Origin of the sequence: Pseudomonas sp. p1(2021b) (genome assembly GCF_020151015.1) — a bacterium.
Classification (GTDB): Bacteria; Pseudomonadota; Gammaproteobacteria; order Pseudomonadales; family Pseudomonadaceae; genus Aquipseudomonas; species Aquipseudomonas putida_K.
Genome location: NZ_CP083747.1, coordinates 291,761 through 311,766, shown reverse-complemented (window position 1 = coordinate 311,766; position 20,006 = coordinate 291,761). Strand labels below are relative to the sequence as shown.

General features: G+C 55.9%; 28 protein-coding genes and 1 pseudogene. 2 read left to right on the top strand and 27 right to left on the bottom strand.

What is annotated here, in order from left to right:
• Positions 1–7 precede the first annotated feature (7 nt).
• A complete protein-coding gene (locus K8374_RS26030) occupies positions 8–820 on the top strand; it encodes a hypothetical protein (RefSeq protein ID WP_023383729.1) in 813 nt (270 codons plus the stop codon).
• A 152-nt stretch (positions 821–972) separates the two neighbouring features.
• Positions 973–1,959: a ParB/RepB/Spo0J family partition protein gene (locus tag K8374_RS26025; protein ID WP_023383728.1), complete on the top strand. Its 987-nt coding sequence runs from the start codon at positions 973–975 to the stop codon at positions 1,957–1,959.
• Positions 1,960–2,375: 416 nt separating this feature from the next.
• On the opposite strand, the gene K8374_RS26020 is transcribed toward K8374_RS26025, so the two are convergent.
• The 27 genes and pseudogenes from K8374_RS26020 to K8374_RS25890 all read right to left on the bottom strand — a co-directional run bounded on the left by K8374_RS26020 (position 2,376) and on the right by K8374_RS25890 (position 19,980).
• Positions 2,376–3,017 (bottom strand): helix-turn-helix domain-containing protein, encoded by a 642-nt coding sequence (locus K8374_RS26020; protein ID WP_023383727.1) that lies wholly within the window; start codon positions 3,015–3,017, stop codon positions 2,376–2,378.
• 5 nt (positions 3,018–3,022) lie between these two features.
• A complete protein-coding gene (locus K8374_RS26015) occupies positions 3,023–3,817 on the bottom strand; it encodes a hypothetical protein (RefSeq protein WP_023383726.1) in 795 nt (264 codons plus the stop codon).
• 344 nt (positions 3,818–4,161) lie between these two features.
• Positions 4,162–4,566 carry a hypothetical protein gene (locus K8374_RS26010; RefSeq protein WP_023383725.1) on the bottom strand — a complete coding sequence of 135 codons (405 nt, stop codon included), beginning with the start codon at positions 4,564–4,566 and terminating at the stop codon, positions 4,162–4,164.
• 10 nt (positions 4,567–4,576) lie between these two features.
• Entirely contained in the window at positions 4,577–5,074 is a 498-nt protein-coding gene (locus K8374_RS26005; RefSeq protein ID WP_054926275.1) for a hypothetical protein, read from the bottom strand.
• Between the two features lie 203 nt (positions 5,075–5,277).
• Complete coding sequence (locus K8374_RS26000) at positions 5,278–5,910, bottom strand: hypothetical protein (RefSeq protein WP_224459412.1); 633 nt, start codon at positions 5,908–5,910, stop codon at positions 5,278–5,280.
• A gap of 105 nt (positions 5,911–6,015) precedes the next feature.
• Entirely contained in the window at positions 6,016–6,636 is a 621-nt protein-coding gene (locus K8374_RS25995) for a hypothetical protein (protein ID WP_054895178.1), read from the bottom strand.
• Entirely contained in the window at positions 6,637–6,882 is a 246-nt protein-coding gene (locus K8374_RS25990) for a hypothetical protein (RefSeq protein WP_135002420.1), read from the bottom strand.
• A 141-nt stretch (positions 6,883–7,023) separates the two neighbouring features.
• Entirely contained in the window at positions 7,024–7,554 is a 531-nt protein-coding gene (locus K8374_RS25985; protein ID WP_023383720.1) for a hypothetical protein, read from the bottom strand.
• A 115-nt stretch (positions 7,555–7,669) separates the two neighbouring features.
• A complete protein-coding gene (lepB, locus tag K8374_RS25980; RefSeq protein WP_023383719.1) occupies positions 7,670–8,611 on the bottom strand; it encodes a signal peptidase I in 942 nt (313 codons plus the stop codon).
• Positions 8,608–8,868: a hypothetical protein gene (locus K8374_RS25975; RefSeq protein WP_023383718.1), complete on the bottom strand. Its 261-nt coding sequence runs from the start codon at positions 8,866–8,868 to the stop codon at positions 8,608–8,610. The genes lepB and K8374_RS25975 overlap by 4 nt, the downstream gene beginning before the upstream one ends.
• Positions 8,869–8,870: 2 nt before the next feature.
• Positions 8,871–9,611, bottom strand: a complete 741-nt coding sequence (locus K8374_RS25970; RefSeq protein WP_023383717.1) for a hypothetical protein — start codon at positions 9,609–9,611, stop codon at positions 8,871–8,873.
• 8 nt (positions 9,612–9,619) lie between these two features.
• The gene (locus K8374_RS25965) at positions 9,620–9,859 is read right to left on the bottom strand and encodes a hypothetical protein (RefSeq protein ID WP_023383716.1); all 240 of its coding nucleotides are present in this window, start codon (positions 9,857–9,859) and stop codon (positions 9,620–9,622) included.
• Positions 9,860–10,007: 148 nt separating this feature from the next.
• Entirely contained in the window at positions 10,008–10,256 is a 249-nt protein-coding gene (locus K8374_RS25960) for a hypothetical protein (protein ID WP_023383715.1), read from the bottom strand.
• A gap of 320 nt (positions 10,257–10,576) precedes the next feature.
• Positions 10,577–11,053 carry a hypothetical protein gene (locus K8374_RS25955; RefSeq protein WP_023383714.1) on the bottom strand — a complete coding sequence of 159 codons (477 nt, stop codon included), beginning with the start codon at positions 11,051–11,053 and terminating at the stop codon, positions 10,577–10,579.
• Between the two features lie 228 nt (positions 11,054–11,281).
• Complete coding sequence (locus K8374_RS25950; RefSeq protein WP_023383713.1) at positions 11,282–11,440, bottom strand: hypothetical protein; 159 nt, start codon at positions 11,438–11,440, stop codon at positions 11,282–11,284.
• Positions 11,437–11,706, bottom strand: a complete 270-nt coding sequence (locus K8374_RS25945; protein ID WP_023383712.1) for a hypothetical protein — start codon at positions 11,704–11,706, stop codon at positions 11,437–11,439. The genes K8374_RS25950 and K8374_RS25945 overlap by 4 nt, the downstream gene beginning before the upstream one ends.
• Before the next feature lie 158 nt (positions 11,707–11,864).
• On the bottom strand, positions 11,865–12,188 hold the full coding sequence (locus tag K8374_RS25940; RefSeq protein WP_041925835.1) for a hypothetical protein: 324 nt from the start codon (positions 12,186–12,188) through the stop codon (positions 11,865–11,867).
• A 102-nt stretch (positions 12,189–12,290) separates the two neighbouring features.
• Positions 12,291–12,449, bottom strand: a complete 159-nt coding sequence (locus tag K8374_RS25935; protein ID WP_156342200.1) for a hypothetical protein — start codon at positions 12,447–12,449, stop codon at positions 12,291–12,293.
• Positions 12,450–12,600: 151 nt separating this feature from the next.
• Positions 12,601–14,076 carry a DNA cytosine methyltransferase gene (locus K8374_RS25930; protein ID WP_054895177.1) on the bottom strand — a complete coding sequence of 492 codons (1,476 nt, stop codon included), beginning with the start codon at positions 14,074–14,076 and terminating at the stop codon, positions 12,601–12,603.
• Positions 14,077–14,242: 166 nt separating this feature from the next.
• Entirely contained in the window at positions 14,243–15,163 is a 921-nt protein-coding gene (gene rdgC / locus K8374_RS25925; RefSeq protein ID WP_023383708.1) for a recombination-associated protein RdgC, read from the bottom strand.
• 111 nt (positions 15,164–15,274) lie between these two features.
• Positions 15,275–16,063 carry a hypothetical protein gene (locus tag K8374_RS25920; RefSeq protein ID WP_054895176.1) on the bottom strand — a complete coding sequence of 263 codons (789 nt, stop codon included), beginning with the start codon at positions 16,061–16,063 and terminating at the stop codon, positions 15,275–15,277.
• 183 nt (positions 16,064–16,246) lie between these two features.
• Positions 16,247–16,396 (bottom strand): annotated as a pseudogene (locus tag K8374_RS26650) (Arc family DNA-binding protein); the annotation flags it as partial.
• 50 nt (positions 16,397–16,446) lie between these two features.
• Positions 16,447–16,851, bottom strand: a complete 405-nt coding sequence (locus K8374_RS25910; protein WP_023383705.1) for a TraR/DksA family transcriptional regulator — start codon at positions 16,849–16,851, stop codon at positions 16,447–16,449.
• 248 nt (positions 16,852–17,099) lie between these two features.
• Positions 17,100–17,606, bottom strand: coding sequence for a hypothetical protein (locus K8374_RS25905; protein WP_023383704.1), 507 nt, complete (start codon positions 17,604–17,606; stop codon positions 17,100–17,102).
• Between the two features lie 112 nt (positions 17,607–17,718).
• A complete protein-coding gene (locus tag K8374_RS25900; protein ID WP_176483548.1) occupies positions 17,719–18,264 on the bottom strand; it encodes a hypothetical protein in 546 nt (181 codons plus the stop codon).
• Positions 18,265–18,274: 10 nt separating this feature from the next.
• Entirely contained in the window at positions 18,275–19,150 is an 876-nt protein-coding gene (locus K8374_RS25895) for a SprT-like domain-containing protein (RefSeq protein ID WP_224459411.1), read from the bottom strand.
• Between the two features lie 605 nt (positions 19,151–19,755).
• Positions 19,756–19,980, bottom strand: coding sequence for a hypothetical protein (locus K8374_RS25890; protein ID WP_041925831.1), 225 nt, complete (start codon positions 19,978–19,980; stop codon positions 19,756–19,758).
• Positions 19,981–20,006 lie beyond the last annotated feature (26 nt).

The following is a 20,006-nucleotide window of genomic DNA, read 5'->3' as shown; positions in this document are numbered from 1 at the left end:
ATCAACCATGCTCACGAGCCAGCCCCAGCAAGGCATTTCTTCTCCCGCCCACCTGCCGGCCGGCAGCACCTCAGCGGTTAAGTGGTTCTCCCAGGTCACTGTCGAGCTTTCGTATTGGCACGGGAATCAGAGACTGAAAAACCTCGATCAGTTCGAATGGCATGGTGATGCCGTGATGGCGCCAGCGCTGACCCACGCTCAAAGCAAATGTGATTTCTACCAGATCGACGAATCGTCCTCCCTTGAGCTGTGGGCGTTCCGCTCCCAGTGGCAAGTTGCGAAGGTTCGTGAGGGCGCCGACCAGCACTGGTCGTTTGCGGACAGCCTCGACCATGACGTGACAAGGGTCTTGGTCAGCCATCATCCAGTCTGGTCATCAAAACACGGGAAGATGTCCCCTCCTGACACCTGGCCAGGGTTCACCGCTACATTCCGGAAAATCATTTCGGTCGACGCTAGCCGGTCAACCGCTGAACTGGGAGGCTTGGTCACTGCGGCTCTGTGCGTCATCGAGCAAGGTCCTGAAGCTCTGGGGCTCGCGATTACCGATGGTGGAATTCGAGACCTGACTATTACACGCGTCGGAGCAAACACCCGTAGTGCTGGTTGCGAGTTGTTGATGGTGACGGGGGCAATCGCGGTGGCCATGTCACCCTACCAGGCTGAGCCCGGCTTTGACCAACTGGAAGCAGCCGTCCGCAGCTCAGTCGGCATCAAGCTATCCCTCGTCGACGGAGTCACTGCCTCGGGGCACCTCGATGCTGGGCAGCGCTCGACAATCTGGGTAGTCGAAGGACAAAATACACTAAATAATACCTAGCGCGTATGCGTACGCGTTATGTAATATTGCCGCGCCGGACAGATAGATACCCTGTCCGAATGGCTGGTGTCGGCAAATCTGGGTTATGCGCAGGTGTCAGTCATCTCTCTTAGCAAGTTCAACGATTTCTGACCCTTCAGGAGGGCACCGCCATGACCACAACCGTCGAAAACAGCAGCAGCGAACACCAGTTGGATCTGGATTTCCGCATGATCATCACCACTGGCAACATCAAAAAAGCGATGGAAAAGGGTGATGGCAAGAAGCGGTTCACCGCAGGCGACCTCTGGAACATAGCGCCAGGTACTATCCAGGTCATCCCGGGGTACAACGTAAGAGAGCGAAATGCTGACTACTTGGCCAACGTTCAGAAACTGAAGCAATCCATCAAGGACAACGGATTCAAGAAAGACTCGGCTCTCTCGGTCATCATCCGTCGCGATGAGAATGGAGAGCAGTCAATTTGTCTGAAGCGTGGCCATCAGCGTCTTGAAGCCACGATGGAATTGGTCGCCGAAGGTGAAAGCATCCCGACCGTCCCTTGCATCATTGCTGCAGATGATTGTTCCGAAGAGGACATGACTGCAGACCTTGTGCTCAGCAACAATGGTTCACCGCTTAGCCCATATGCAACAGCAGTTGTTTGCAAACGCATGACCCGCTTCCATCCCGATGACCATTCCGCGATCGCCAAAAAACTGAATCTCTGGCCCGCCCAGGTTTCGGACTACCTCTTGATGATCAACGGACCTATCGAGATCAGGAACTACGTCCGCGACGGAGTGGTTTCCTTCACGCTGGCTGTTCAGATCCTTCAAGAGCATGGCCCCAAAGCTCTGCAAGTGATCGAGCAAGGCCTTGCCCGCTCAGCTGCTGCAGGCGGCAAAACCGAAAAGCTCAGGCCAAGGTTTGTTCCAGGCAAGGTCATCAAGAAGGCAATTACCCAAGCAGCTCCAACGATGAAAACAGCCATCGAAAACATTAGACAGGATAAGGGCTATTCGCAGTTGAGCCCGGAGAATCAACAGAAGCTTGAGGAGATCCTGCAGCAATTCCGCCTGGCGGAAGAGGAAGAGGAAAAACTGAACGTGAACCCGTCTACTGAGCAACAGCTCGACCTCAAAGACACTGAGGAATAACCATGCCTTCCAGGCTGCCCCTACACTCGATGTAGGGGCTTTTTTTTGCCTACCGGAAAATGGCCTTCAACCTCGTCCTCCAAGTTGTATGCACCTCGTGCCGCTTCATTTCCCCGAAAGCTGACCACTCAAGCTGCACCGAACCGGATGAGCCCGTGCACATGATCGTGAATCGAGTGAACGATGCGCATGCCTCACAGGCAGCAAGCCCAGCCAGCTCGAAGCGATCGCCCGGCTGAGGTGTGACCTCCCCCCTCACCAACTCTCCGTTCAAACTACGCCGGCATTGGCCGCAGTCGACTGCGAAGCGGGCCAATTGAGTACCATCTGAAAAGACGATCGGGAGGCGAAGGTGCAAAGGCCTCACCTGCCGCCACCGGCTGATCGCTCCGTCAATTGTTGAAGTGCTACCAACCTCAATACTGCTTGCCACTGACACGGCCCTCATCGATCGCCTGCATGTACACCTGGACCCAACCTGGAATCCGCCGCTGCCCTCTTTCCCAATAGCCTACTGCGGCGTACGCCCATCCCAGTGCATCGGCCAGTTGTGTTTGTGTCCACCCTAGAACCTCGGCCCTGATGCGCCTGATGTCTGCACCGGCCAGGCTCGGTGCGTCGCCGACCAGCTCACCTTGCACTGCAGCTTGGAAGAGCGATCGAGCTGCAGCCGGTATATGGCCCCCTTTCTCCCATTTCGATACCAGCCCGGGTGACACGGACAGCATCGAGGCTATAGCTGCCTGAGTCAGGCCTGCTGCATGGCGCTGGAGGGCAAGATCAGTGTGCACGGTTTGGGTGAACTGGATCTGGTGCTCAGTGGCCATGTCGTCGCGATAGCATTGCGCTGCTCGCTTTGCGCGGGAACGGCCGTGGTAGGCCAAGTCGCGAAAATGGCGATCGGCGACAAACTTCCCATCCTTCATCAGTCGAACGCGCCAGCCGGCATCAGAAGGCTTCGATGGGCGGTTGTCCCGGGTAATGCCCTGCATGCTGGAGTCAGCGATGCGCCTGACAGCCGATACTTCGATGCCAGGTGCGGACGTGGAGGTATCCATAAGCCTCAATCATCCAGGGAGTCGTTCTGATCTGACTCTTGGGCATCATCATCACCCAGGAACAGCCCATTGCTGGAGAGCAGACCACCACCCAGAACGAGAGCTGACGTAACCGCCAGTGCCGGCACCCCATCCGACTCCCCTGCGTCAGCATTGGCGCCCTTCGGCCGCGGCTTCACCGGAATCGGGATACTCGCTGCCGCAGTTGCCGTAGGAGCTTGAAGTGTCAGGGGGGCATCAGGACGCTTTTGAGGTACCGGCTTTGGTAGAGGATTGCCCCGATCTGGCATGAGTAGTGGCACATCATCGTCCAGATTTATCGTGACCTCACTGGCCTGCGCTTTCTCCAGGCTTTTGAAAAACTCATCAGACCGCGCCATCAATTTGCGGAACTGCTTGTCGGTCATGAGTTCCCGCCGGCGCAGCCCACCCATGTTCCGGATGGTGTCTGTAGTGATGGCGTACAGGGCATCTTGAAGCTCAGTGCGCACCTGGTGCGTCATGTATTCACACTTCAAGGACAGTACTTGTTCCGCTCGGCCAACCTGGGTCTCCAGTTTCTCAAGCGCCTGAAGCTGGCGCTGGATCCGCAGTTCTGCCACTTGTGCCGTGGTTCTGGACCGGTTGAACCAGTACCAAGCACCGAGGAGGAAAAGGGCCCCCGCGGATGCAGCCAGGTACGTAGGCAGTTCGCTCGAAGGAGGGTCTGGCACAAGATTTAAACTGAACGAGTCGGCTGAGACCAGGGACAGTGAGAGCACCCCTGACAGAGACAAAAGCAATGGTCGTTTCGCAGTCATATCGGGCTCCAACGCTGACAGCATCAATAGGCATATTTGATACATAACGCGTACGCGTACACGCATAGTATCGCCTTGGATTTAATTGTCACGCTGAAAGAATGAGCTGCCAGGGTTTCCCCTACGGATGACCTATTTTCGGGGTGCAGCTGGAGTACTGCTGATACGGCCGGCAGTGGAAGCGCATGGGCACCCAGGCTCTTGCAAGGATGGTCAACAGCTGTGGCCGATGGGTAGGAGTGAACTTTTCTGTGAAACGCCGCCCCGCTTCACAAAAAAAATGACCAGGCGCCGATCAAAACGGGGCCTGGTATGTCATCTATTTTGTGAACCTACACCTGGCATTACATCTGATCGAGCTTGAATGAACTGGCGCCAGCCACGAGGTCACTTCCTAGGTTGCCGAGGATCGTATCCTGAGAAACGGCTACACCGTGGCCCCTGACGCCGCCTGTGCTAACCCAGTAGACCTTGCCTGTGCCAGCCTCCACCACGCGCTTGTGGAGCTGCACCGAATAGCTGAAAAGCCGCTCACCTGGTTGATAGTCGGCCGTTTCCAGGTAGGCGTAAAGCTTGTAGCCGCCATCCAACTTCACAATCTGCTCTGGCAAGTGGGATGAAATCGTCTCCTTGACCAGGTCCTGAGGGATTTCATTGGCATTGGAAGAAAGCACAAGCTCGACAGCAGAGGCACTGCAAGCGCCGAATGCCGCGATGGCGAAGATGGCCAGTTTTGTCAGTCTGATCATGGGGGCTTACTCAAACAGGGTCGTTTTGGGTTGATGCGTGAGTGGCGCAATCTGCTGGAGAGATGACCTCCCCGCGTAGGTGCAACATCATCGCGTAGATAGCGACATCGAGCGGGTCTCCTTTCTCGACGTGCTCGCGCAGTTCTCTCGATAGGAAATCAGCAGGGCATGTATCGCCTTCATTCCAGCCAGCACGGCCTTTCGCCCGGCTCCTGGCCATCTTCACCTTCATGCTGAGCGCGATGGCGTCGACGGCCGCATCATCGAGCTCTGTCTCACTGAGCTGGTAGGGGGCGTTGTAAATACGAACAACAACGGCCGATCGATCAGGCACCAGTACCCGGACTTGCACCTCACCGACCTCTTCCAAGGCCGCGTGCACGCCACCGGGGTTCTCCCGATGAGCTACCCGGAGCGCATCCAGCCAGATCTGTTCTGTTGCCATGTCGCTGCCGGCTGCGCCTGCAGGCGCAGAGGCCTGGTTCTTCGCGTTGGCCAGAAACAACACGGTATTGCATGCAGGGCAAGGGGTCATCTCGTTATGGCCAATAATGGCCCCCTGGCTCGCCAGGAAGCCATATCCAGCGCATTGAACCGCCCCCCTTACTACCGCGCAGCAAGGGGTGTCGGATGGAGCTGGCCCTGGAAACGCTCCTGAGTCTTGGTGCGCTATTGAGTTCTCTACTTGCACGAATTCACCTGAGGCACCGATCAGAGGAACACCGAAGTGCTGTCCGCTGGGGGTTGTGCTTGGAATGGTTGGACTGCCGGCGATTCACCCGTCGACACTGGAGTCGATGACAGAAGCGCAGACGCTTCCTGCCGGGCTTGGTGGACGACTGCGGGATTGATTGCCTTCCAGTAGCAATAGGCTGATCGGGAGTTCTCGTGCATGGAAAGGTCACGCTTGCGCATCAAATGCTCGATCTCCGAAACCACCCAGTGGCCAGCGCCAAATGCGTGCTCCTTGCCACCGATCCAGTACTGAGCATCAGTGATCTTGAAGAGCATCTCGAAGACGGCCAGCGCCGCAACCGCCACTGGATCAGTCCTGCCCTTCAGGTGAGCCATGATCGGACCGAGAGAGCGTATATGGCCCAGGCGGAGCGAATTGGCCCAGGAAACTGCACGAGTGTGGCCCACCAGCTGGGGCAAGCTGATCTGATAGAAGCCCTTTGCTTGGGGCTTCACCAGGTCGCGGATATGGGCGCTACAATCCCCGCAGAGAGTGCTATTGGCGTAGAGGCGATCCTGCCGGCGCCCGCCCATCCCCGGAGAGGAAAAGCTGAACAGATCAACATGCCCACAAAGGCACTTGGTTGGAGCAGTAATGTGAGCCGCCATAGACACCTCCAGAAAATGCACCGGCGACAACCGCCAGAATCTTTCCGAAGCATAACACGTATGTATAATATTGGCGTTAGCGAATGCTGTGAAAATTCCCCTTTCCTAGGCCGCCGGCAGCAGCGATAGGATCAGGGGACCAAGCTCCTTGGACGTGTAGGCACCAGAGATAGCCATCTTGACACGAAACGGGATGGGTCTACGCCCTGTGCGGATCTGAATGAAATCCTCCAGGGACAGGCCGATACGGGACGCTTGCTCACTGTCACTCAGCCCCGAGATCGCTGCCAAACCATCGAAGAAGGCACTGACCAGGTCTGGTGATCCGCCGGCGTCCAGGCGATCGAAGAAACCATACACCAATGTCTCGCGGACCACCTGTGACTGTTGATTGGCCGCCTCCACTGCCTCTCGAATTGGCTCTGGCAATGCTGCGAGCAGAGTCGACAAGGTCACCTCCACACCCATCGCGCCCAGCGTGCGTATGCGCGCTGGAGGCGGCAAGGGGCGCATGTGCACTCGGCATTGGCGGATCATGGAGATGCTGATGCCAATTTCTTTGCTAAGCCGGGTATCCGCCCAGCCCTGCTCGTCGCGGAACTGGTCCATCAGCTGGGCCCAGGCAACATTGCTCAAACCGCTATCCGCCGATTCGAAAAAGAGATTGCGAGAGCTCATATTGGCTGACGCTTCGGGACTGCTGCCCCCTTCATGAAGGTCGAACATCTATTTGCTTCCGTTAGCATCTGCAGCAGCCTGGTCATCCAGCTCCACAGGAGCGGCCACGTAGGCGCGAATGATGAGGAGCAGCGCTCCACCGACAAGGCAAAGGAATACTCCCTTGAAAATCAGCTTGGGGGAGATCTCCACCAGGCCGGCGCCAACAGCCATGGTAGCCAGCAGGCCCATGACTACGACGACAAGAGCAACCACGACGCGAATGATCAGAGAGTGTGAGGAACGGCTATCCATGACTAGAGCCCTATCGATACGTAACGTGTACTGATAATACTGGATGAGCATAGATCAGCACAACGCCACGTGCGACCCCATGGAACCCATACTTCCGAGCGCAAAAAAAACCCGGGCACTTGGCCCGGGCATACAGCTGGTTTACAAACTGGCCATCCCATGCGGGATGATTGGCGAGGTAACGGTATGCAGTCCGAAACCGTTGCCCTCGATGCTTACCGAAGCAGTCTTGATGCGTATAGCACCCAGAATACCGACATCGGAATTGGAGACGATACGCTCCTGGCCAGTCTGCGTGACCGAAACAGGTTCGAAATCGGCGCCCATGTCATTGGCCAGCAACTGATTGATGCGTTTAGCCATTTCGGATGCAGCCTCGTCGGCAAGACCTTCTGCCGAAGCGGAGTCAAAGCAGATACCGATCACCTCTGCATCCGCACCAGACTCCTCGTCGTCCTGGGACAACACGACGTGGGCCGTGGCCTTCAGTTCACTGGAGCTCACCACCTCGGCGATGACTGTCGATCGATACGCTTGCTCAAGCTCAGCGAGCTCAGCGTCACGTACCGTTCCTGCAGGGTACGATCCCACCTGGTGCAGCAGGTGACCGCGGGAATCGACTGCAGCTGCTGCGAGTTGGGCGTATTTGATTGCTGTGTTATGGAAGTTCATGCGTTTCTCTCCTGAAAGGTGGGTGCAAGGCCTTGCGTTGCCTTACAAGCAGGTAATGAGAAACACGGCGTTGTATTCTTGCGTCGGTCCATGACAGGCGCTCCTTGGTTGCGAATCAGCGAGTTACTCGGCTTATATCCAATTTGCCGCTAGTGAAATCAAGATCAAAAATGGCACGACCTATGATTTCCTTATCCGTGACAAACCCCCAGTAACGGCTGTCCAGGCTATTGGGTCGATTGTCACCCAGTACGAAATAAGAATCGGCAGGAACAGTACATGCCAAGCCTGACAGATTTCTCTCACAACCGGGAATAGCAGGAAAATCAGTACTTACACCAAAGTCACTGATACCAGGGTCTTTGATCGTGCCGATTTGTAAGTCGTGAATATTCTCCAGCGCATAATCGACCTGCTTGAGCTTCCCGCTAGCTTCATCTTCGTAAGCATATGGCTTCTCGCCCACATGTACCGCCGGTACATTATTAATGGCCAATACACCGCCTTGATAAGTGATGTGGTCACCTGGCACTCCCACCACACGCTTGATGTAAGGCTTAGACGGATCGAGTGGGAATCGGAAAACCAGAACATCGCCAAATTTCGGGGGTCGACCTTGCGTGATTGGCTTCGGAACGAATGGCAATCTCATCCCGTAGGTGAACTTATCGACTACAACGACACTCCCCACCCCAAGCGTGGGGCGCATCGATGACGACGGAACAAGGTATGGTTCGGCGACAAAGGATCGGAATAGGAGCAGGAAAACGGCAACAGGCGTCAACTCCACCAGAAAGGCCACCACGCCTTGCGTGTAGTGATGCCGGCCCCTAGCTCCCCGATACCGTTCATAGACCCAGAACGGCAGGCCAAGGACTGCTGCAGTCGCGAGCAATGTCGCCATGTCCAAAAATGTGCAAAGCAAAATGTAGGGGCCGAGCACCGCGGCGGCGCACCCTAGGGAGTAAATCCAGGCTGGCCCGTGGGCCTGATACTTTTTGCGACAGAGCGCCGGAGCAGCTACGGTCAAGCCAACTCCGATCAAAAACAGGCTCATAAGTATTTGCCCATCTTTTTATGGTAACGATAGATAGCCAAGCGGCTTATGAACAGAGCAAAAAAGATACCGCCCACTGCCCAGCCAACCACCTTGACCCAGAAGCCGTAGCTGTAGGCAGGGGTGACTTTGAACTTCTCCAGGAGGAATTCAATTAAGGATCCAACCGTCCACAAGAGCGCTGCAACCACCCATCCGTTCATGAGGAGTTGGATATTGTACTTCACGCCTTTAGGCTGCTTCTGTGTAGCGAGCATGTTTACTCCGCGGCTATGAACGACCACCCTGCCCGGCTTAGCGCGCATTTGTATCCGCTCAGCGGCTTGATCAACAGAGTTGACTCAAGTGACGCAGCGATACAATCAAAGTGATAGCTGTAATATGAAGAGAGCTTTTCCACGTCCGCACTAAGGGCTCGCCAGTATGGCTCGTAATGCCGGCTGCCTAGAACGGGTGCAGTATTTTCGTATTGGAGAGGAAACGGCTGCAGGGTAAGAAGCGCCAACCGGCATTTCGAACGAAGCCAGGTACATGAAACTTCGACGATAGACTGACTCAGCTCTGACGACCTGAATTTATCGCGAACTTCCAGCCGGGTTATAACAAAGACGCTGCCAGCTTCCAGCACAGCGCCGAAGTCCTGATGGCAGGTCCTGACCAGCTCGTGAACCAGCGCCTGGACGGCCTCGCTGACCAGATCGCAAGCATCAGCCAAGGAGTATCGCTTCCCCTCTCCACTGGACAACAAAACCCCGTCCAGGATAGCGACCGGAACAGCCTCTGACTTCAATAGGAGCCAGGCTGTAACCAGTCGCACTTCACACACCGCAGAGCCATCAAATACATCCCCTGAAAGGCTCAGCTCCACGGTATAGCCACCTGCGAGCTCCACGCGCTCAACCACCCCGCGATGCATCGGAATCTCGCTGTAGAAGCCGGTATCGATCAGGCTTCGCACATACGGACGGCACCGAGTGATTTGCGTCAGGCTGGCAGACATGGTGCAGCTCAGCGCAGACCGGCGCCAGCACGAGCCTGCTCAGCTTTGGCTTTTTTACGATCGGCCATTTTCATCAGCTGTACGAAGAGCACTGCCATCACCAGGACCGCGATCAGCACGAAAGCGAGTGTGGGGGTGATGTGGCCAATCTTTGCCCACACAAACACGAAAGCCGCGAGTGCTAAGGCTGCCGGCACTTGGCCAACAATGTTCAACGTCCGCATGGCCCAGAATTGGATTTGCTGCATCTCAAGCTCCTAGATTTGATTTATAACACGTACGCATAATACTGGATGAATCAAAATACTTCTAGCCATTCGATGTCATGATGCCGCCACAAAAAAGGCCTCAGTTCACAGATATGAACCGAGGCCTTGGCCATCGACCAGGACAGGCTTACAGCGGGATGAAGATCGAGTAGAAACACACGGCCAGTGCGGCTGCGCAGAGGGCCGAGCACAGCCAGATCAGGATATTGACATCGCGCAGCGAACGGTCAGCAAAGCCCTGAATGGCCTGGACCTGCTCAGGGCCAGAGGCGTTTTTCACAGTGAAAAGAGCTTTGCGGCGGTTGATAGCGATCGAAATGATTACGGCCAGCACCACAACGGCGATACGAGCGAGCATGTCGGTAGTGATTGTCATAGCGGTTCCTCAGGTTGGGTTGGATACAGAACAGGTAGTACGATTTGACTGGCGAGAGGTGGCATCACGGCCGCCCCCCTTGTTGAGACATGGTTTTGATGGCTGCTAATACTGGGTCCCTGGGGCCGGTATCCTCGCCCTCGCAATGGGTCCGGTGCTCACCTGGCTTGATCAGGCAGTACCGCCCCACCGGCTTAGCTGCTGCTACCTCGAAGCCACGCTGGGCCCAAGGTTTGAACAGGATCAGGCCGACAGCAGCAACAGCGCAGACAGTGGCAACGGCAGCTATAGCGATGCGCAGAGAGAAGAATCGCCCTCGACTATTCACCGACAGTAAGCTCCACCCCGGTCGACAGGCTGATCATCTGAACTGCAAGGTCTGGGTTTATCAGCCCTTTGGAGGCGAGCCCCCTGATCTGGCCGGAGAAGAACTGCACGAAGAATCGTTGCGAGGCGTGCACGCTTTGCTCAGCAGCACCGTGCTCCTTCACCTGGTCACGGCGCTCGATGGCAGCGGCGGCTGAGGTAGCGATAGCGTTGGCCAAGTCCGCAGCTCCGGCCTCACCTCGGGACGGCAGCCTCGTCACGTCAAGCTGCGCAAGGACATCATGCGGGAGATGCAAGCTCGAAAAACCCTCACCGTACCACCCGTCATACACCGACACCCCGTGCTCGTCGGTGGCCAGCACAGTGAAAAAACGAGAGAGCTGGTGGTGCTGATCGTCACCAACAGCAAGCTTGGGTGGGTTGGCCACCTCGTAGCCGGCGCCGACCTCGAATTCGAGTGTGTTGGCCAAATTGAACGCTCCTATCGGTTCCAAGAAATTACCAGGTACAAGAATACATAACGCGTACGCATACGGCTATAGAGTCGGTGCAAATCTACCAGCCTCTTGCCGCTCATTGCCCGCAAGCAGCGCCTGGGAGGACACGGCGGCACCGAAAATCAGAACCAAAAAAAAGACCCACCATCTAGGATGGTGGGTCGGATTTAGCGTTACTTTATAGGTAGCTCTGCTGAGCGTTTATTTGGATTGCAGCGGCTTGCTGTTTTGGTCTGCACCGTACTTCACGCGCCTGAACTCATCTTTGATGGCAGCTACAGCCCCCATCAATGGCGCGAAGAAGATTCGTGGTGCCTGCCTTGCAGCGTTAGCGAACTCAGACCCAAATGATTGATTCATTCAGCAAACTCCTTGATTGCCCGGGCTGCCCCAATGCAAATAAAGACGAAGAAAAGACCAGCATCTACAAGCACAATGGCATGTTCGAGAAGCCCGAGAATTAGCAAGGTGAAATCGCTTATCCCAAACTTAGCCAAGTATTGGACCAAATGGTTGAGCAAGACTGCTGGCACCATGATGATCAAGAAGATGATAGTACCGACGAAGCCATGGGCTCCGAAGTGAGCGATCGGGCTCCACCAAGGTTTTTTGTGCGTTTTGGACATCTGTTACTCCTGAAAGGACCTGGGGCGGTCGTTGAGAAATCCCATAGGCCTTCTTGCGGTAGACCTAGCCCCTGGAGATGCGTAACGCGGGTCTGTAATCGGCAGGCACAAAAAAGCCAGGCATAGCCTGGCTGGGTTGATGGGTGGACACATCTCGATCAGCTCTGCCGGGCCTGCCGCAGCCGACCTGGTGTGAATTTGCCTGAGAACGAGAAGCCGAGATCCCTAACTCTCTCACGGACCTTCAGCTTGTTGGATTTGTCACCCCGCTCCTTGTGGAGCTCGACATGCTCTGCCTCCACCTGGAGTAAGAATTCGACGTCCTTCTGACACAGCTCCAAGGACTGCTCCAGTTTTTTTCGGTCCGAAAATTTCTTTCCGATCAGAGCGGCCGAGGCAGCAGCCAGGACAGTACTGGTGACAGCTGCAAATGCATTTATCAAAGCGGATTGAACTGCAGGATCGTTGATTGCGAGAAGCATGATGGCCCCCTGAAAGTTAACTTGCTCCAAGGGGATGCTTCACAGAAACCAGTAAACCACAGGCACAAAAAACCCGCTCGATCGGCGGGTTCTTTGTGAAGGTCAGTGCTTGGGGGTGGTCTTGGTTGAGCGGTCGCCTCCGCCGGCCTTGGCCATTTCAGCCTTGATGGCTTTATAAGCACCCACCAGAGGCGCAAAATAGATGCGCGGAGCCTGTTTTGCAGCACTCAGAAATTCAGAAGTAAAAGTCATCGATTTCATGTTCGCCCCCTCTCTGGGAAAACTAGTGACTAATGTATAGCAAATTAGGTTGACGGCATCAAGCGCCTGAAACAATTTCATCGAGCAAAGAAAAACCCGATTCGCCTAAGCGAACCGGGTTTGAGTAGCGTTTAAGGCGGCACCTCACCAATCAGATCAGTAAAGCCAGTGATCCAGTTTGGAATTTCTCGGGTTCCGCGCAAACCGCCTCGTCCATGCTGGCTTGAGCTGATCGCGACGGAAAGTTAACCACGTTATTGCGGGATGACATGAGTGCCCGCCCTATTTCCTCACCCACTGAAACAAACTTAGGAAAGCAGACGCTCTGACCACATATTTCATGACCAATCGTTTCAGAAACCCCATCGGTTAACCCTGCAGGAATGCCTTTGAGCCTTTCATGTTCCGCTTTAGTAAAGAGCCTGCTGAGTCCTGGATTTTCGGGATGCAATATGAAGGGTTCGGTACTTCTGCCCTTCTTGTAGCCCGTCCCAAGCGTGCCACAACCAGATTCATTTCCTGTTAGTAATTGCCTCGCGAAACCCTTGCCTTCAGCCTTGTCTCTTTTCTCCTTAGTTGCCAAGTATTCATAGGATTTCCAAGATTCGTCGTCGAGAGGAATGTCATCAAGTATTGCATTGATGCATGTCTCTCTCACCTTGTTCACCTTCAGATTTTCAAACGAGAAAGAGTCCCCAATACCGGGAGTTATTGCCACAACGACCAAGCGTTTCCGGTGCTCCAGCGTCCCGTAGTCCCATCCATCAAGGACTGCTTCATGAACTCTGTATCCGAGGTAGATAAACACACTTCGGATAGCCGCCATGGAAGCTGTATTTGCGTACTCCCCAACATTTTCAATCAGCGCAATACAAGGGTTGACATGACGGAGCCAGTTGAGATAGTCCACGAAAAGCGCGCCTGCGTCAGCATGCTCCTCTGCAAAAGTCAGTTTATTTTTAACCTTACCGCTCTTTGACGCTGCTATACAGGGAATCCCTCCAAGCAAAACCTCACATTGCGGCGTATTTTCACTTAGATACACATCCCGAACATCAGAGTTGATCGCAATTGAATCCTCTGTCCAAATTTCAGTGTTATTCCGCATTGAGCAGTCGAGATACTCGCTTTCTAGCTCAACACCGACTTGTAAGAACGAGCCTACACCCGACCGCATTAAGCCAGAGTGCACTGCGGCATCTAAGATCCCACCGCCATGAAAAAGACTACATACAGCGAGCTTCTGGCCACGGTCCAACTTTTCTTTCATGCGCTTGAGGCGCTCGCGGATCTTGGTTTGAATCTGCAAAGCAGTGATCACAATCCGGCCACGACGAATCGCAACGCGGACCTTATGATCATCTTCAAAGACTTCACGAATTTGCTCTGAACGCAGGTCGATTACTGGATGAACAACCCCATTGCGCTCACGTTTTGATACGCTGATGCACTTTCCGGCGAAGCCGAATTGAACCTCAATTAGCTCTAGACGTCGGGCAACCTTGTCAGACTTAATCGAGTATTTATTGCCAATCTGAACACCCGCTGTCAGCAGGTGACGGCCCTCCATGAAGACACGTGAAACGCCTTTCGATTCGCCAATTGTTGCGTTGATGATGGTGGTCATTGTGCTGCTCCAAGTAGTCGACACAGCTCCCCTGACGGGGACTGAGCCCGATCGGGGAAATGACAAACTGGTTGTCCGTACACACCTGGAATGCGGAACAAGGCTCCATACTTTTTCGAGCAATAAAAAGCCCCCGCCACGGCGGAGGCTTGATGTCCTGCTTGATTCAGATGGACGCCGGCACTTCCTCCCCACCCAGCGCGTCGTACAGAGCCGGGAGGAATTCGGCGAATGTCATCATCATCAACACGAACGTGGCGTCAGCCTCAGCCAGGGCATCCTCTCCCCCTTCCTGGGCAGCCTGCTCTTGAAGCAGCTCTTCGAACTTCAAGCGCCTGATCACAAGCTTGTCGTCCAGGACGAAAGACAATTTGTCCTGCCAGGCCAGCGACAGCTTGGTCGCGACCTTGCCAGTGGCCAGGTGATTTTTGATTTCGTCGCTGGTGAGATCCTGCCGTTTACAGCGAACTGATCCCCCATCTTCATGTGTGTCTTGCAGTTCACATTCGTCCAGGACGTGGAAGCCTTCGCTCGCCTGGCCGGTCTTAAGCCAGTCAGTGAGGGTCGCGCTCGGGGCAATCTTCACAGTCACCGGGCGCACCGGCAGGGACCCCATTACTTCACGGAGCGTGGAGAGCAGATCCTCTGCACGTTTGGCGCTCGCATTGTTGACGATGATCAGCCCGAGCTTGGGCGCGATGGCCGCTGTGATCACACCCCGACGGATAAACGCCTTCGGCAGCATGGCCTGGATCGTATCGTCCTTGATCTGGTCACGCTCTTTCTTGTAGACCTTGCGCTGCTGGGCGCTCTCGATCTCCTCGACCTTCTCCTTCACAGCATCATTGACCACGCTTGCCGGCAGGATGCGCTCTTCCTTCCGAGCACTGATCAGGAAGAAATTCCCGCTCTGGTGAACGAGTGGAGCATCCTCCCCCTTGCCCAGCGGCGCGATGAAGCCATAGGTGACCAGCTCTTGCGAACCGCACGGCCGTGCCGGCTTCGACGCCAGGGCGGCTTGGAGCGTATCCGCGGCGAATTCAATATCTTGGGTCAGACGGTAAACGGTCAGATTCTTAAACCACATGGTCATGCCTTGTTAGGTGATGTCGGTGATGACAGCGCCCCTATGAGCGCAGTCTTGAGTAATTGAGGTTGAAGCAGCTGAGCGATATCTGCCGGGAAGGTGGGCTGTCGATCAGCCGGCAGCCGCGTAGCGGAGGCAATCGATCTCTTGAGCTGGGTTAGGCCGGTCGAGCCCTGCCCACCATCCTCCCCACTCCTCACAACTGATCGGTCGCGATGTACCAGGTGCCCCTTCTACGCAGAACTTGCCTAAGTCCGACGACCAGGTGACCACCAACAAGGAGGCATCGATGCCCTCCTTCCCGCTCCAGTTCCAAAAATGGCCGGCACTTTCGGGTACCGCCTGTGACCAGATGCGCGGCGTACTGCCCTCAGTAGCCCGCTGGCGCTCAGTAGGCGCATTTTCAAAACGGTTGGATGGTGAGCTGCCGAAAGTCGCGAGAGGGCCTTCAATGGCCGCCTGCTGCAGCCAGGGCATCGGAGAGTTCATGTACGCGATGTAGTTGGCAAAGAGATTCGCGGTGTCACGCACCCCTACCGCGGTCGCGTACTTCAAGAGTTGGGCCGCCTGCGCTGGTTGTGGCGCTGCGAGCAGCTTTCGCAAAAACACCGCTTCTGCCGCTGAGAACTGATGGCTGCCGGCATGGCCGCTGGCTCCTGGTGGAACACTGAGCCCCGCGGCATGCGTCTCGATCATGGCCCGGTCGACCTCAGCATCGAGCGATTCGCCGCTCAGCAGCGCGTCTATGCCGATACGTACCATTGGGGTATTGGCTTTCCCGGTTCGGAGGGCAGGGCCACGCAAGTAGAAATAGCGCTGGGCGGCCTTCAAGAGCAACGCCGCAATGTCGGCAGTGCCGGCGCCAGTTGCGCCAGGAGCTACATCAAGCAGGTTCCCCATGGCGGTCGTCCTTCACTGCGCGCTGGCGATCGACAGTCGCGGCAGCTGCTGCAGACCTGCCTTCGGTGTTTCGTTGCCCTGAGCTGCCTTGATCTGCGCCAGCTCTTGCTCCAGCTCCTCGCAACGCCGAGTTACCTGCGCCAGCGTGCGCACCGTCAGGTCGCCATGCTCATCCTGCTCGATGCTCAAGTCCAGGCGGGCAATGATTTCCGAGTTCATGCTGCGGTGATTGTCTCTCGCGATTTCAGCGATCTTCTCTCGCATGCCGTCAGGCAGGCGCACCACGAACTTATCTGCTGTGCGGGATGTATTGCGGGGCTGGGACTTTGGCATGGGGAATAACCTCAATATGGCGAGCTGGCGATGTCTCAGGTGAAAAGTGATTACGCTGCGCGAAGGTGCCGGGATTTGTTTTCGCGGCTCTCCTTGGCCTCGACAGTCAAGAGAGAGCGCGGTGAGGAGAGTAAGCGACGGAGGCCGATCGGCTCGCCGGTGTCTTCGCACCAGCCGTAGCTACCGTCTGCAATGGCAGACATCGCCTGTTTGATATCGCGCAGACTTTGGTTCTCGCGTTCGATGCTGCCCAGGATGGACTGGCGCTCTTGCTCGATCAGTGCTGCGTCGACTTCATCAGGAGCTTTTTCCAAGCCCGTCAGGTCGATGCGCAGCTGCTCGATCCGCCCCGTGGCGGTAGCGCTTTCGCTCACCAGCAGGTTTTTGAAGAACGCTACTTGCTCAGGGTTCATGTACTGGTCGTCGGGCTGTTGCAACAGTTCCTGAGGGGTCATCGATTGGGCCTCGTGATTGGTTGGGTCAATGTGCCTGGCGCCAGCGTCTCGACGATCGATACGGCAGGTTGATGGCACCATGCTGTCATTTTCACACGCACCGATATTAAGGCCAGTATCCGAAACGCACAACAGTAAAATTACACATACGTGTTATGCATGCGGAAAAATATTTTCTGGCCGAACGTCCGGGTATTCTGCAGGCGTAAAAAAACCCCAGCGCTAGGCGGTGGGGTTTGGGTGAATCGTTATGCCGCTTCCGGCTGAAGGCTTCGTTTGTCCACAAAGATCTCCTGCACGAGCTGAACTCGGTCAGGATTCTGCTGCGCGAATTGAGCAAGAGCGGCGCCCGGGCTACCACCACCACAGCGGAACGTCTGGAGCCCATCTTCGTTTGGCATCGAGTAGACCAGCAAGAACGCGGTGTCCTCGTGATAGCGGTTGGCTGCGTAGTCGACAGCTTTCCCTGTCAGACCGGCCATTTCAACAACCCACTGCAGGGTTTGAGCTCGAACCTCAAGCTCGATCATCGCCTCCTCGCCAGTGCGGGGGAACTGAGCCTGCGACAAATCGCGGCCCATGTAGGCTGTCTTCGCTTTTTCGAACTGACTGAGCACAAGATGTGCGAAATCACCGAACTGGAACGCCAGCTTGGCCCGCAGAAGGTCCAATGGCTGATAGAAGTCAGGAGCTTTCCAATCAGCTGGTACACGGCCTTCAGTGGAGACTGCTACTGCTTGGTTTGGGTTAGTCATGGTGCGGCACCTCATGTGCGTTAAGTTTGTAGGTGGAGATGGCCCACACGGACATGTATGACGTGAGGCCTCTCCCCTGCCGCTGGGTGCATGGTGCCGGCATGCAAAAGGCTCACGCCGCTTGCACGTCCAGGATATGTAGATCTGCAGGGACGCTCACGACATCCCCAAGCCACCGCCGTACGGCGTCCCTCTGAGTGGCGACTGGGCAGCCAGGCTCAGCGCTCATCATGAAACCAAATGCCTTGAAGCTCGCTTCACGCATGGCCCATTCCAAGCATCGTCCGCTCAGATCTTCGACGAACACGGTCTGGTAGGAATGGTCTGTTCTGCAACGACCAAGCAAGCCCGGTGCGGTAGCCCGGGCGAGTAGCGCCGAAGCGCCGGCGGCGAGCTCAACGCCATTCTCATCGGTTACCACCCAATCCCAGTGGTTCGCCGCGACGACGTCACGCAGGCTGAGCTGGGGCTGTGAGAGGTGCGATTTGGCCATGTCGAGCGCATGCTGCGCATTGGCTGCAGCGAACAGTTCGCCGGTGACGACTCGGAATGCTTTCAGGCGGAAAGTGTCCGCGGCATCGGGGTATTGCTGGGTAGGTTCGGTATGACGCATGGTGGGCTCTACGCAAATTGCTTCAGTGGTAATGGGCGCTTTCATAACCGCCACCTCAGCCAACACCTGCTCGCACCATCCGTACCTTCACCCCTCGCTGCTCGAAAGCCTTGGCTACGCGCCCTTGGCGATCGTCTTGGCCATCGCCGAAGACGATGGCGTGAGCCACCCCGCCTGGCAGGGTGTCGGGGGTCGGATGCCTAGTCACCGAGGCCAACGGGACATTCAATTTCTTGCTTATCAGCTGGCGGTAGCGCTCACCCGTGATTGAGCAGTCAATGACGACCTGGTTCACCTGGTGATCAATGATGAGCTTGGCGATCCGGTCAGCTTGAGCAGTGTCGATCGCGGGGCCCGGGGTGCTAATGAACAGCTTTGAGATGACCTGGGCCGCAGCCTTATCAGCCTCTCGGATGAAAGCCAGGAGCTGACCGCAAGCATTGCAGCTGTATAGGGCCGTCCGCCTGACCATGCTGTTGTGCCTTTTGGTCGATAACCGGAATGTTCTACCTTCACACCCGCACTGGTACAGGAACTCCCTCTTCACCGATCTCGATGTGTCAAGCTGGTGACATCTGTCGGCCTGGACCTTGAACACCTCAACCATAATCTGAGTCCATTCGGCCCCGTGCGGATCGACCTCTGCCCCCCATACCAGGTGAGTGACATAGTGGGCGACCTCATGCGGACAGATTTGATCGAGGTACTCTGAGAGATTCTCTCGCGCCAAAATGCGGTTGAACCGGAACTGCAGGTCGTAGCACCGGCCAGTTCCCTTGTCTTTGCGGTACCTGAACATGCCACCGGATTTACCAGTGAGGTTAAACAGGACCGGTATCTCTGGAATGTCACGGGAAAGATGAGACGCCGCCAGCCCCAGGCACTCTGTGACACGGGCCCTGACAGCCTTCAGTTCGTCGACGGGGAGCATCAGGCTTCAGCCTCTGGCAGCACCTGGATACTCAGCTGGGTTTTACGAGCAGAGGAAGGTGTATGCATGGCTGAGGGGGGCTCCTGGATATGAGTCGCTGATATTACACGTACGCGTTATGTATCGTAAACGCACAGATGAGATGAATAAGCCAGCTCGCCGGCTCCCTGCAGCTGCGCCGATCGCCTTTCAGCGGGCAAAAAAAAACCTCAGCATGGCTGAGGCTTTTTGATGGTCGTGATTCTTCCTTGCTACCGAGGCACGAGCTTTACGGCGGCGAGAAGTATCCGGTCATAGCGCATGACCAATTGTTTGAGACGGCGGCTAGATACGTTGCCGTTGATCGCCTTGGCTACCATTCTCTCGTGACGTGCCTGGGCGCGACGCAGCCGCTGGCCTTGTTCTCCTCCCCACAATTTGAGAGGCATCTCCGGACCAGTAGGGGTCGAGTTGAGTGTTCCCATGTGCAATCTCCTGAGGCTTGCGTTGCATGACTCAGGGAGATGCGGAACGCAATTACATACGCCTCATTCGACTTTCATTCTGCCAGGAGTATAACGAGCCAGACGGCCAAGACCTGCGCGGATCCTCGGTGCCGATCGCGCCTACTTCGCCTTTGACTTCTTGGTGATCACAATTTTTGGCAAGCCGCGGACCGCGTCATCCCAGTGCGGATCACGGTCTGGATCGTTGACCACCTTGCTGATCCATACAGCTGTTTTCTTCCAGCGAATGGCAAGCATACGGCCGTTCCAGCCCCGCTTCTTGTAATGGTTTCTGAACTCGTCTGGCGTCAATGGACGATCTTGGAGTTGAACTTCGTTTTCCAAATTCTTGCACCCGAAATTGTGAAGGC